Annotated in this window: 13 protein-coding genes; 11 read left to right on the top strand and 2 right to left on the bottom strand. The window is 71.4% G+C overall.

Going from position 1 to position 12,091, the window contains the following annotated elements; all coding sequences use genetic code 11:
* Positions 1–7: 7 nt before the first annotated feature.
* Positions 8–532 carry a hypothetical protein gene (locus ACZ6NZ_RS27820; RefSeq protein ID WP_366612745.1) on the bottom strand — a complete coding sequence of 175 codons (525 nt, stop codon included), beginning with the start codon at positions 530–532 and terminating at the stop codon, positions 8–10.
* Between the two features lie 242 nt (positions 533–774).
* Positions 775–1,224: an Lrp/AsnC family transcriptional regulator gene (locus ACZ6NZ_RS27815; RefSeq protein WP_465860935.1), complete on the bottom strand. Its 450-nt coding sequence runs from the start codon at positions 1,222–1,224 to the stop codon at positions 775–777.
* 148 nt (positions 1,225–1,372) lie between these two features.
* Between ACZ6NZ_RS27815 and ACZ6NZ_RS27810 the strand changes: the two genes are divergently transcribed.
* From ACZ6NZ_RS27810 to ACZ6NZ_RS27760, 11 genes are read left to right on the top strand one after another with little or no spacing between them, the layout of a single operon-like run.
* A complete protein-coding gene (locus ACZ6NZ_RS27810) occupies positions 1,373–2,275 on the top strand; it encodes a tryptophan 2,3-dioxygenase (RefSeq protein ID WP_465861124.1) in 903 nt (300 codons plus the stop codon).
* Positions 2,276–2,289: 14 nt separating this feature from the next.
* Positions 2,290–3,597 carry a kynureninase gene (gene kynU, locus ACZ6NZ_RS27805; protein WP_465860934.1) on the top strand — a complete coding sequence of 436 codons (1,308 nt, stop codon included), beginning with the start codon at positions 2,290–2,292 and terminating at the stop codon, positions 3,595–3,597.
* Positions 3,594–4,931, top strand: a complete 1,338-nt coding sequence (locus ACZ6NZ_RS27800; protein ID WP_465860933.1) for an FAD-dependent oxidoreductase — start codon at positions 3,594–3,596, stop codon at positions 4,929–4,931. Before kynU ends, ACZ6NZ_RS27800 begins: the two co-directional genes overlap by 4 nt.
* Positions 4,932–4,954: 23 nt before the next feature.
* Positions 4,955–6,436 carry a 2-hydroxymuconic semialdehyde dehydrogenase gene (locus ACZ6NZ_RS27795; RefSeq protein WP_465861123.1) on the top strand — a complete coding sequence of 494 codons (1,482 nt, stop codon included), beginning with the start codon at positions 4,955–4,957 and terminating at the stop codon, positions 6,434–6,436.
* 20 nt (positions 6,437–6,456) lie between these two features.
* Complete coding sequence (locus tag ACZ6NZ_RS27790; protein ID WP_465860932.1) at positions 6,457–7,254, top strand: 2-keto-4-pentenoate hydratase; 798 nt, start codon at positions 6,457–6,459, stop codon at positions 7,252–7,254.
* Positions 7,251–8,186, top strand: coding sequence for an acetaldehyde dehydrogenase (acetylating) (locus ACZ6NZ_RS27785; protein WP_465860931.1), 936 nt, complete (start codon positions 7,251–7,253; stop codon positions 8,184–8,186). The genes ACZ6NZ_RS27790 and ACZ6NZ_RS27785 overlap by 4 nt, the downstream gene beginning before the upstream one ends.
* On the top strand, positions 8,183–9,247 hold the full coding sequence (gene dmpG / locus ACZ6NZ_RS27780) for a 4-hydroxy-2-oxovalerate aldolase (protein ID WP_366612751.1): 1,065 nt from the start codon (positions 8,183–8,185) through the stop codon (positions 9,245–9,247). Before ACZ6NZ_RS27785 ends, dmpG begins: the two co-directional genes overlap by 4 nt.
* Positions 9,244–10,017 carry a 2-keto-4-pentenoate hydratase gene (locus ACZ6NZ_RS27775; RefSeq protein WP_366612752.1) on the top strand — a complete coding sequence of 258 codons (774 nt, stop codon included), beginning with the start codon at positions 9,244–9,246 and terminating at the stop codon, positions 10,015–10,017. The genes dmpG and ACZ6NZ_RS27775 overlap by 4 nt, the downstream gene beginning before the upstream one ends.
* Positions 10,014–10,436 (top strand): RidA family protein, encoded by a 423-nt coding sequence (locus ACZ6NZ_RS27770; RefSeq protein WP_238658963.1) that lies wholly within the window; start codon positions 10,014–10,016, stop codon positions 10,434–10,436. The genes ACZ6NZ_RS27775 and ACZ6NZ_RS27770 overlap by 4 nt, the downstream gene beginning before the upstream one ends.
* Positions 10,433–10,957 (top strand): 3-hydroxyanthranilate 3,4-dioxygenase, encoded by a 525-nt coding sequence (locus ACZ6NZ_RS27765; RefSeq protein ID WP_357205430.1) that lies wholly within the window; start codon positions 10,433–10,435, stop codon positions 10,955–10,957. Before ACZ6NZ_RS27770 ends, ACZ6NZ_RS27765 begins: the two co-directional genes overlap by 4 nt.
* Positions 10,957–11,958: an amidohydrolase family protein gene (locus tag ACZ6NZ_RS27760; RefSeq protein WP_465860930.1), complete on the top strand. Its 1,002-nt coding sequence runs from the start codon at positions 10,957–10,959 to the stop codon at positions 11,956–11,958. Before ACZ6NZ_RS27765 ends, ACZ6NZ_RS27760 begins: the two co-directional genes overlap by 1 nt.
* Positions 11,959–12,091: the final 133 nt, after the last annotated feature.

Below are 12,091 nucleotides of genomic sequence, written 5' to 3'. Positions count from 1 at the left end.
ATCCGGCTCAGGAGCCGGCTCCCGGTCGACGTCGACCACCGGCCATCCCGAGCACGATCGCGGTGGCCACCAACGCCACGCCACCGAAGACCAGCAGTGAGCCGGTCCCGCGCCCGCCGGCCATTCCACCGCCACCGGTCGCCGGGCCCTTGCTGGGTGAGGCCATGTTCAGCACGGTCAGCGTGGTCGACGACGTCTGTCCGTTGTCACACCGCAGGTCGACCGGGTACTGATCGGCTGGTTTGTCGCGCGGAATGCTGGCCTGCGCGGTGAGGAAGCCCTTGTCGGGCCTCAACGTCACGGACCCGAACGCGTCGGAGTGCACGCTGGACTGCCTGTTGTTGTTGTCGTTGTCGCAGCTCGCCTTGATGCTGACCCGGCTGCCGGCCTGGACGCTGTTGGGTGTCACCTCGACGAAGACGTTCTCGCCGGCTCGCGCCGGTGCGACCGACAACAGGACGAACGCTCCGACCAGCCCCACCAGTGTCAGTGCGGACGAGAGCGCGCGGTTGATCGTGCGGACTGCCTGCATGATTTCCCCCCAACCGGCGACGACCGCCGGAACCCTCCCCTGGGCACGCGCGCTGCTTTCCCCCCACCCCGAAGCCAAACCCGCCCACGCCCCACCCCACCCCACCCCCGACCCCCACCCCCGCGATCTTGCACTTTCTGCACCGACAAATGCCCGCACAAAGGACATACCGGCAACAGGAACTGCAAGATCGACGCGAGAGGGAGGGAGGGAGGGAGGAGGGGGGAGGGAGGGGGCGGGGGTTAGCGGGGTGGGTGGGGGAGGGGGGTGACGGGGTGCCAGTTCAGGGGGGAGGAGAGGACCATCGTGCTCGATGGTTGGCCGTACGGGGCGAGACGGTCGATGACCCCCTCGAACGCGCCGATCGAGCCGGCCGCCACCTTCAGCACGCTGCACGCGTCCCCGGTGATCCGGTGGATCTCCAGGATCTCCGGCCACTCGGCCACGGCCGGGTCGTGCAGGATGCACCGCGCGCCGTAGCAGGACATCCGGATCAGCGCGACCACGGTGCGGCCGGCGCGGCTCAGGTCGACGTGGGCGTGGTAGCCGGTGACGATCCCGGCCTCCTCCAGCCGACGGACCCGCTCCGCGACCGACGGTGGCGACAGGTGCACCCGCCGGGACAACTCGCTGAAGGAGAGCCGCGCGTCGGCCTGCAACTCACGCAGCAGCGCCCAGTCCATGTCGTCCACGCTCAGACCTTACTTTCGTGAACCGACTTCGCCTAGTTGCCTTTGGTTCGCCACGAGAAGTCGGCGGACGCCGTTGATTCAGCATTCCGCAGGCCGATCCGACCGCGAGATCATGACGTCGGCCAGTCCGGGGGAGGGAGAAGAGATGGTGGATCAGACGGAGCGGCGGGCGCCGAACCGCCGTGCCACGGTGCGACCGGTGACCCCCGGGCAGCGTGTCGCGCAGGCGGAGCGCACCGGTGGTGAACCGACGCTGGAGTTCGCCGACATGGTGCCGTACGACGCGTACGTGCAGGCCAGCGCTCTGCACAAGATGCAGCACCCGCTCAGCAGCGACCCGGGCGAGATGTCGTTCCTGATGGTCAGCCAGATCATGGAGCTGTACTTCGGGTTGACCTGCCACGAGCTGCGCGAGACCCAGCGGCTGATCCGCGCCGACCAGATCTGGGAGGCGTTGGCCCCGCTGGGCCGAGCCAAGCTGCACCTGGAGGGGCTCAACGCCGCCTGGCAGGGCCTGCGCTGGATGAGCCCGGCCGACTTCAACCGGTTCCGCAATCTGCTCGGTGAGGCCTCCGGCTTCCAGTCGGCCATGTACCGGCAGTTGGAGTTCCTACTCGGGCTGCGTGACCCGACGCTGATCCGCCCGTTCCGCCGGCAGGTCGAGGTGCATGCCGAGCTGAGCGGCGCGCTGAGCACCCCGAGCCTCTGGGACGACGTGCTCGCGTTGCTCGCCCGGCGCGGCTTCGACCTCCCCGCCGACCTGCTCGACCGGGACGTGGCCGTCGAACACGACCCGCACCCGTTGGTGGAGGCGGCCTGGGTGCGGATTTACGACGACGCCAGCCCGGACAATCACCTGCGGCTGCTCGGCGAGGCGCTGAGCGCTGTCGCCGAGGAGTTCGGCGACTGGCGCTGGAACCACGTCAAGGCGGTGCAGCGGACGATGGGCGCCAAGGTCGGCAGCGGAGGCTCCGCCGGCCTGGCGTGGTTGCAGCGCAGCATGGCCCGGGTGGTCTTCCCGGAGCTATGGTCGGCCCGCACCGCGATGTGACCGGAGAGCGAGACATGCGAACCCCAGAACACGAAGCGCACCGCCTCGCCGGCGGCGAGGCCGAAGCGCACCGCCTCGACGAGGCCGATCCCGGTCACCGGCACCTGTTCCACGTGCCGCCGGCCGACGGCGGCGACCACCCCGAGTCGGCGTACCTGGCCGGCAACTCGCTCGGTCTGCAACCTCGGGCCACCCGCGACGAACTGCTGGCCGACCTGGACGCGTGGGGGCGACTCGGTGTGGAGGGGCACCTGGAGGCGCAACGTCCCTGGCTGCCGTACCACGAGTTGTTGACCGGGCCGGCCGCGCGACTGGTCGGCGCCCGGCCCGCGGAGGCCGTGGTGATGAACTCGCTCACCGTCAACCTGCACCTGCTGATGGTGAGTTTCTACCGACCGGCCGGCGCGCGCACCCGCATCGTCATCGAGGACGCCGCGTTCCCCTCGGACAGCTACGCCGTGCGCAGCCAGGCCCGGTTCCACGGCCTGGACCCGGACGACACAGTGGTCCGGTTGCGTCCGCGCGCGGGTGAGGACGCCCTGCGTACCGAGGATGTGACCGACTACCTGGCCGCCGAGGGCGACCGGGTGGCGCTGCTGCTGCTCGGCGGGGTCAACTACCTCACCGGTGAGCTGCTGGACATCCCGGCGATCACGGCTGCCGGCCGGGCTGCCGGTGCGGTGGTCGGTTGGGACCTGGCCCACGCGGTCGGCAACGTGCCGTTGGCCCTGCACGACTGGGACGTCGACTTCGCCGCGTGGTGCTCCTACAAGTACCTGAACTCCGGCCCGGGTGCCCTCGCTGGCGTCTTCGTGCACGAGCGCCACCTCGGCGACGAGACCCTGCCCCGGTTCGAGGGGTGGTGGAGCACGGCGGCGGCCACCCGGTTCGAGATGACGCCGGTGTCCCGACCACCGGCCACCGTGGAGGCCTGGCAGATCTCCAACCCACCGATCTTCGCGATGGGCCCGGTGCGTACCTCGCTGGAGCTGTTCGACGCGGTGGGGATGACCGCGCTGCGCGCGCGCAGCCAGCGCCTCACCGGCTGGCTGGAGTCACTGCTCGACGAGGTGACCGACGGCCGGCCGCTGCGGGTGGTCACCCCGCGTGACCCGGCCCGCCGGGGCTGCCAGCTCTCCGTGCGCATCGGGTCGGGCAGCGCCGCCGAGCTGACCAAACGCCTACGGTACGAACACGGGGTCATCGCCGACGCCCGCGAACCCGACGTCGTGCGGTTCGCCCCGGTGCCGCTGTACTCCACGTACCTCGACTGCTGGCGGGCCGCCGCGGCGCTCGCCGCGACGGTGGGGGTGACTGCGTGACCGCGCGGCGTGACGAGATCGCGATCATCGGCGCCGGGCTGGCCGGCTGTCTGGCCGCCTGCTTCCTGGCCCGGCGTGGCTACCCGGTGGCCCTCTACGAGCGCCGCTCCGACCCGCGCGCCGGCACCGCCGAACGCGGTCGTTCGATCAACCTGGCGCTCTCCGAGCGCGGCCTGGACGCGTTGCGCCGGATCGGGCTGGCCGAGCAGGTGATGACCGACGCGCTGCCGATGCGCGGCCGGATGATCCACCCGGTCGAGGGCGGGCAGCAGTTCCAGTCGTACAGCGCGACCGGCGACCGGGCGATCAACTCGATCAGCCGGGGCGCGCTGAACAACGCACTGTTGGACGAGGCCGCCGCGCTGCCGGGAGTGCGGGTCGTCTTCGACCACCGGCTCGTCGGGCTCGACCCGACCGACGGTGCCCTGAGCTTCGAGACCCCGCAGGGCCCGGTCGCGGCGAAGGCGTCGGTCGTGCTCGGCGCCGACGGCGCCGGCTCCGCGGTGCGGGGGCAACTGCTGGCGTACGGGCTGCTCGACGAGAGCGTGGACTTCCTCGACTACGGCTACAAGGAGCTGACGATCCCGCCGCTGGGCGGGGACTTCGCCCTGGAGGAGGACGCGCTGCACATCTGGCCGCGCGGCACCTCGATGATGATCGCGCTGCCGAACCCGGACCGCTCCTTCACCTGCACGCTGTTCTGGCCCAACGACGGTGCTGGCAGCTTCGCCTCGCTGATGAGCCCGGCGGAGATCGAACGGCACTTCACCGAGCACTACCCGGACGTCGTCGCGCTGGCCCCGAACCTGGTCGACGACTACCAGCACAACCCGGTGGGCGTGCTCGGCACCGTGCGCTGCACCCCGTGGCAGGTCAGCGGAAAGGTCGCCCTGCTCGGCGACGCGGCGCACGCCATCGTGCCGTTCTACGGCCAGGGCGCCAACTGCGCCTTCGAGGACGTGGTGGAGCTGGACCGCTGCCTGGACGAGTGCGCCGACGACTGGTTGACCGCGCTGCCGCTGTTCCAGCGGCGTCGACAGGAGAACGCCGAGGCCATCGCGACGATGGCGCTGACCAACTTCGTGGAGATGCGCGACAAGGTCGCCTCCCCGGTCTTCCAGGCCCGACGGCGGGTGGAGCACGCGCTGGAACGGGCTCTGCCCGGCCGGTACGTTTCCCAGTACGAGCTGGTGTCGTTCTCCACCACCCCGTACGCCGAGGTGCGCCGCCGGGTGCGCCAACAGCACCTGGTGCTCGGGGCGGTCGTCGGCGGAGCCGCGCTGCTGCTGGTCGGCGCGATCGGCGCGGCACTGGGTCGAGGGAGGCGCGCATGACCGGCACCTGGGATCCGCGGCTGATGGCCGGCCACGCGCCGAGTGGTCCGCAGCGGTTGCGCAACTTCGTCGCCGGTGAGTTCGTCGACGGCGGGAACCCGTTCGCCAAGGCCAGCCCGGTCACCGGGGAGCAGGTCTTCGAGGTCGACGAGGCATCGCAGTCGACAGTGGACGATGCGGTGGCCGCCGCCCGTGCGGCGCTGCGCGGGCCGTGGGGCCGGATGGGGGAGCGCGAGCGCGCCGAGGTCCTGCGCCGCGTCGCCGACGAGCTGGAGCGCCGCTTCGACGACCTGGTCACCGCCGAGGTCGCCGACACCGGCAAATCCATCGCCCAGGCCCGCACCCTGGACATCCCGCGCGGCGCGGCGAACTTCCGCGCGTTCGCGGAGATCGTGGCGACCGCCCCCACCGAATCGTTCACCACCGTCACCCCGACCGGCGGTCGGGCACTCAACTACGCGCTGCGCAAGCCGGTCGGCGTGGTCGCGGTCATCGTGCCGTGGAACCTGCCGTTGCTGCTGCTCACCTGGAAGGTTGCTCCGGCGCTGGCCTGCGGCAACGCCGTCGTGGTCAAGCCCAGCGAGGAGACTCCCGCCTCGGCGACGGTGCTCGCCGAGGTGATGGCCGCCGCCGGCGTCCCGGCCGGTGTGTTCAACCTGGTGCACGGCTTCGGGCCGGACTCGGCGGGCGAGTTCCTCACCCGCCACCCGGGCGTCGACGCGATCACCTTCACCGGCGAGTCGGCCACCGGCGGCGCGATCATGCGGGCCGCCGCCGACGGGGTGAAGGCGGTGAGCTTCGAACTGGGCGGCAAGAACGCCGGCCTGGTCTTCGCCGACGCCGACCTGGACGCCGCGGTGGCCGGCTCGGTGCGGTCCAGCTTCACCAACGGCGGTCAGGTGTGCCTCTGCACCGAGCGCATCTACGTGCAGCGGCCGGTCTTCGAGGAGTTCACCGCCCGACTGGCGAAGCGGGCCGGCGAGCTGGCGTACGGCTGGCCGACCGACGAGGCGACCGCCACCATGCCGCTGATCTCCCACCAGCACCGGGCGAAGGTGCTCGGCGCGTACGAGCTGGCCCGGTCCGAGGGCGCCGAGGTGCTCAGCGGCGGCGGTACGCCCACCTTCGGCGACACCCGCGACGGCGGGTCGTACGTGCAGCCGACGGTGCTCACCGGGCTCGGTCCGGACGCCCGCACCAACCGCGAGGAGATCTTCGGCCCGGTGGTGCACGTCGCGCCGTTCGACACCGAGGACGAGGCGTACGCCCTCGCCAACGGCACCGAGTACGGCCTGGCGGCGACCGTGTGGACCCGGGACGTGGGCGTCGCGCACCGAGCCGGCGCCCGGCTCGACGCCGGCATCGTCTGGGTCAACACCTGGTTCCTGCGGGACCTGCGTACCCCGTTCGGCGGGGTGAAGGCGTCCGGGATCGGTCGCGAGGGTGGCGTGCACTCGCTGAACTTCTACTCCGAACTCACGAACGTCTGCGTGGACCTGTCGTGAGCCGTAGCGAGGGAGCGGGCATGGAAGCTGACATCGAGGCCGCCAACCGGGAGCTGACCGACGCCCGCAGCACCGGCAAGCCGTGCGCGCCGCTTCGGGGCCGGCTGCTGCCGGAGGGCGACGTCGAGGCCGCGTACCGCGTGCAGCAACTCCAGGCGCGGGCCTGGCAGGGCCGCGGCGAACGCCGGGTCGGCGCGAAGATCGGGCTGACGTCCCGGGCGGTGCAGGAGACCTTCGGGGTGTTCCAACCGGATTTCGGCATGTTGACCGACGCCATGGCCGTCGGCGACGGGGTCGAGGTGCCCATCGACCGGCTGCTCCAGCCTCGGGTCGAGGCGGAGATCGCGTTCGTGCTCGACAGGGACCTTCCGAACCCGCAGCTCACCACCGTCGACCTGATCCGCGCGGTCGACCACGTGCTGCCGGCGATCGAGATCGTCGACTCCCGGATCGCCGCCTGGGACATCTCCATCGTGGACACGGTCGCCGACAACGCCTCCAGCGGGCTCTTCGTGCTCGGCACCACGCCGCGCCGGCTCGCCGACGTGGACCTGCGACTGTGCGGGATGGTGCTGGAGCACGCCGGCGAGCCGGTCTCGGTGGGTGCGGGCGCCGCCTGCCTGGGGAATCCGCTGCACGCCCTGCTGTGGCTGGCCGGCACCCTCGCCCGCGCCGGTGACCCGCTGCGTGCCGGGGACGTGGTGCTCTCCGGCGCGCTCGGCCCGATGGTGCCGGTCACCCCCGGCGCCGCTTACGAGGCCCGGATCTCCGGGCTGGGTTCGGTGCGCACATCCTTCAGCGACAGGGGCGGCCAGTGACCACCAACGTGGCGGTGCTCGGTTCCGGGAACATCGGTACCGACCTGATGATCAAGGTGTTGCGGCTGAGCGACCGCCTGCGCGTAGTGGCGATGGCCGGCATCGACCCGGCCTCCGACGGCCTGGCGCGTGCTCGCCGCCTCGGCGTCGCCACCACCGCCGACGGCGTGGACGGGCTCGTCGCGTTGCCCGAGTTCGCCGACGTCGAGTTGGTGTTCGACGCCACCTCGGCCGGCGCGCACCGACGCCATGACGAGGTGCTGCGCGGGCTCGGCCGGACGGTGGTCGACCTGACCCCGGCCGCGATCGGCCCGTACGTGGTGCCGCCGGTCAACCTCGACGAGCATCTGCACCAGCCCAACGTCAACATGGTGACCTGCGGCGGACAGGCGACCGTGCCGATCGTCGCCGCGGTCCGCCGGGTCACCCCGGTGGCGTACGGGGAGATCGTCGCCTCGATCGCGTCGAAGTCCGCCGGGCCGGGAACCCGGGCCAACATCGACGAGTTCACCGAGACCACGGCCCGCGCCATCGAGGTGGTGGGCGGTGCCGAGCGAGGCAAGGCGATCATCGTGCTGAACCCGGCGGACCCGCCGCTGCTGATGCGGGACACCGTCTACTGCCTCTGCCCGGACGCCGACGCCGACACCGACGCGATCGCCGCCTCGGTGGCGGACATGGTGGCGACCGTGCAGGAGTACGTCCCCGGCTACCGGCTCAAGCAGGACGTGCAGTTCGACCGGGTCGAGGCGTACCTGCCGACGCTCGGGCGGCGGCTCACCGCTCTTCAGGTGTCGGTCTTCCTGGAGGTCTCCGGCGCCGGGCACTACCTGCCCGCGTACGCCGGGAACCTGGACATCATGACCTCCGCCGCGCTGCGCACCGCGGAGCGGCTGGTCGCCCTGCGTTCCTCGGAGGTGGCCGCGCCATGACCGACCTTTACATCCAGGACGTGACGCTGCGCGACGGCATGCACGCCGTCGCCCACCAGTACACAGTCGACCAGGTACGCACCATCGCCGCCGCGCTGGACGCCGCCGGGGTGGCCGCGATCGAGGTGGCGCACGGTGACGGGCTCGCCGGTTCCAGCGTGAACTACGGCCACGGCGCGGCCAGCGACGCGGAGTGGATCTCCGCGGCGGCCGAGGTGCTGACCACGGCGAAGCTGACCACGCTGCTGCTGCCCGGGATCGGCACGATCGCCGACCTGAAGGCGGCGAAGGCGCTCGGGGTGACCAGCGTGCGCATCGCCACCCACTGCACCGAGGCGGACATCAGCGCCCAGCACATCTCCTGGGCCCGGGAGAACGGCATGGACGTCGCCGGGTTCCTGATGATGTCGCACATGTTCGATCCGGCCGGGTTGGCCGGGCAGGCCAAGCTGATGGAGTCGTACGGGGCGCACTGCGTCTACGTCACCGACTCCGGCGGTCGGCTGCTGATGTCCGACGTGGCGCAGCGGGTCGACGCGTACCGGCAGGTCCTCGCCCCGGAGACGCAGATCGGCATCCACGCGCACCACAACCTGTCACTCGGGGTGGCCAACAGCGTGCTCGCCGTCGAGCACGGTCGGGTCACCGGGTCCGCGCCGGTCGGTCCCGACGCGGCGCACGGTCGGACGGTCCGCGTGGACGCCTCCCTCGCCGGCATGGGCGCGGGCGCCGGCAACGCGCCGCTGGAGGTCTTCGTCGCGGTCGCCGAGCTGCACGGCTGGAAGCACGGCTGCGACGTGTTCGCGTTGATGGACGCCGCCGACGACATCGTCCGCCCGTTGCAGGACCGGCCGGTCCAGGTGGACCGGGAAACCCTCTCCCTGGGGTACGCGGGTGTCTACTCCAGCTTCCTGCGGCACGCCGAGCGGGCCTCCACGAAGTACGGCGTGGACGTCCGGTCGATCCTGGTCGAGCTGGGCCGCCGCCGGATGGTCGGCGGCCAGGAGGACATGATCGTGGACGTGGCCCTCGACCTGGCCGACAAGGAGCAACAGTCATGATCGGACCGGACATCGTCGGGATCGCCGAGAAGCTGGGCACGGCTGCCGACACGGCCACTGCGATCCCGCAGCTCGCCGCCGAGACCGGCCTCGACGTGGACACCGCGTACGCCGTGCAGGCCGCGCTGCTGCAACGCCGGCTGGACGCCGGTGAGCGGTTGGTCGGGCTGAAGATGGGGCTGACCAGCAGGGCGAAGATGGCCCAGGTCGGCGTGGACGAGGTGATCTGGGGGCGGCTCACCAACGCGATGCGGGTGCCCGACGGCGGTGCCGTCGACCCGGCCGCGTACATCCATCCCCGGGTCGAGCCGGAGGTGGCCTTCCTGCTGGACCGGCTGCCCGAGCCGGGCGAGCCGGTCGGCGACTTCGCCACGGCGGTCCGCGCGGTCGCCCCGGCCATCGAATTGATCGACTCTCGGTACGCGGACTTCCGTTTCTCGTTGCCCGACGTGGTCGCGGACAACACCTCGGCCGCCGCCTTCGTGATCGGGCCGTGGTCGCCGGTGCCGGCGGGGCTGGACAACCTGGGCGTGCTGCTGGAGGTCGACGGGCGGGTGGCGCAGGTCGGTTCGACGGCGGCGATCCTCGGTGATCCGCGCCGGGCGCTCGACGAGGGCATCCGGTTGGCGGGCCGGCACGGAGTGCGGTTGGAGTCCGGTTGGGTCTTCCTGGCCGGTGCCGCCACCGCCGCTGTTCCGTTGCGTCCCGGCGCCCACGTCCGCGCCGTCGTCGAGAAGCTCGGCACCGCCTCGCTGCGGGCGTCGTCGTGACCGCCCGGGTGGTGGCCGGGAAGGCCGTCCCGCGGGGGGCCTTCCCGCACGTCAAGGTCGCCGGTGGGTTCGTCTTCGTCTCCGGTACGTCGTCGCGGCGCGCGGACAACACCTTCGCCGGCGTCGAGGTGGACGGGTTCGGCACCACCAACCTCGACATCCGGGTGCAGACGCGGGCCGTCATCGAGAACGTGCGGGATCTGCTGCGTTCGGTCGGCGCGGACCTCACCGACCTGGTGCAGGTGACGTCCTACCTGGTCAACATGAACGACTTCGGTGGTTACAACGAGGTGTGGGCCGAGTTCTTCGACGCCTCCGGACCGACCCGTACGACGGTGGCGGTGCACCAGCTCCCGCACCCGCACCTGCTGATCGAAATCCAGGCCGTGGCCCTTCTTCCCTCGGGAGGTCAGTCGTGAGTGAGATCGCCGAGCCGTTCAGCTTTCCGGGCTGGATCGCCGACAACCAGCACCTGTTGAAGCCCCCGGTGGGCAACAAGGAGATGTTCCCCGGCGGCGACGACTTCATCGTGATGGTGGTGGGTGGGCCCAACCAGCGCACCGATTTCCACGTGGACCCGTACGAGGAGTTCTTCTACCAGGTCAAGGGCAACATGCACATCAACCTGGTCACCCCGGAAGGGCCGCGTACCGTGCACGTGCGCGAGGGGCAGATGTGGATGTTGCCGCGCAACACCCCGCACTCGCCGCAGCGGCCGGAGGCCGGGTCGATCGGCATGGTCGTCGAGCGGGTCCGTGAGGAGGGCACCCTGGAGACGTTCCAGTGGTACTGCCCGGAGTGCGGCGACAAGGTGCACGAGGTCGAGTTGCAGGTCCGCGACATCGCCGCCGATCTGCCGCCGGTGTTCCAGGCGTTCTACGCCGACGAGTCGGCGCGTACCTGTGCCAACTGCGGCACCCTGCACCCGGGCAAGGGCTGATGCCCGCAGGCGTGGTCGACGTGCACACGCACGTCGTACCGAAGGGTTGGCCGGACCTTGGCGCGGCGTGCGGCGGGTCCGACTGGCCGTGGTTGCGGGTCGACTCCGAGCGCGCCGCCATGATCATGGTGGGGGAGACGGAGTTCCGCCCGGTCGGCGCGGAGTGCTGGGACGCGTCGCGCCGACTGGCCGACATGGACGCCGACGGCGTGGCCGTGCAGGTGGTCTCGCCCACCCCGGTCTTCTTCAGCTACGACCGCCCGGCCGACCAGGCGGTGAAGGTCGCCCGGATCTTCAACGACCTGACCCTGGAGGTCACCGCGGCCGGGGGCGACCGACTGGTGCCGTTCTGCCAGGTGCCGCTCCAGGACCCGGACGCCGCCTGTGCCGAGCTGGACCGCAGCCTCGCCGCCGGGCACGTGGGCGTGGAGATCGGCAACCACGTCGGCGACCGGGACCTGGACGACGCCGGTGTGGTCACCTTCCTCCAGCACTGCGCCGAGGTGGGCGCACCCGTCTTCGTCCACCCGTGGGACATGCCGGGCGGGCCACGACTGGACCGTTGGATGGCCCGCTGGCTCACCGGGATGCCCGCCGAGACCCACCTGTCGGTGCTGGCGATGATCCTCGGCGGTGTCTTCGACCGGGTGCCCGAGACGCTGCGGATCTGTTTCGCGCACGGCGGCGGCAGTTTCCCGTTCTGGCTCGGCCGCGCCGACAACGCCTGGCACCGCCGTGGGGACCTGGTCCGCGGCGCGTCCGCCGGCCCGCCCAGCAGCTACCTCGACCGGTTCAGCGTCGACTCGGTGGTCTTCGCGCCGCCCGCCCTGCGGCTGCTGGTCGACACCCTGGGGGAGGATCGGGTGCTGGTCGGCAGCGACTACCCGTACCCGCTGGGTGAGCGGCCGGCCGGCGCGGTGGTGCACGCGGCCGACTTTCTCACCGACGCCCAGCGCGACAAGGTCCTGTCCACCAACGCCCTGCGCTTCCTGCACGGCTGAGCACGGGCCCACGTCGCTGGCATGCGCAGATCTTGGACACTTTCCGTTCGCGCGTGACGGAAACTGTCCAAGATCTGCGGCTCGACACGTCGAGCGTGCGGTAAGCATCCGGTTGGTCCGTTTCCGGTCTCCG

The sequence above is a fragment of the Micromonospora sp. NPDC047756 genome (assembly GCF_055587245.1).
The sequence above is the reverse complement of the archived record's forward strand: the minus strand, read 5'-3'. Positions and strand labels throughout refer to the sequence as shown.

What these genes read in the sequence shown, in the direction of transcription:
- ACZ6NZ_RS27790 (WP_465860932.1), top strand. Translation starts at nt 6,457, where the DNA reads ATGGAAGCTGACATCGAGGCCGCCAACCGGGAGCTGACCGACGCCCGC.
- ACZ6NZ_RS27795 (WP_465861123.1), top strand. Translation starts at nt 4,955, where the DNA reads ATGGCCGGCCACGCGCCGAGTGGTCCGCAGCGGTTGCGCAACTTCGTC.
- ACZ6NZ_RS27820 (WP_366612745.1), bottom strand. Translation starts at nt 532, where the DNA reads ATGCAGGCAGTCCGCACGATCAACCGCGCGCTCTCGTCCGCACTGACA.
- kynU (WP_465860934.1), top strand. Translation starts at nt 2,290, where the DNA reads ATGCGAACCCCAGAACACGAAGCGCACCGCCTCGCCGGCGGCGAGGCC.
- ACZ6NZ_RS27760 (WP_465860930.1), top strand. Translation starts at nt 10,957, where the DNA reads ATGCCCGCAGGCGTGGTCGACGTGCACACGCACGTCGTACCGAAGGGT.
- dmpG (WP_366612751.1), top strand. Translation starts at nt 8,183, where the DNA reads ATGACCGACCTTTACATCCAGGACGTGACGCTGCGCGACGGCATGCAC.
- ACZ6NZ_RS27775 (WP_366612752.1), top strand. Translation starts at nt 9,244, where the DNA reads ATGATCGGACCGGACATCGTCGGGATCGCCGAGAAGCTGGGCACGGCT.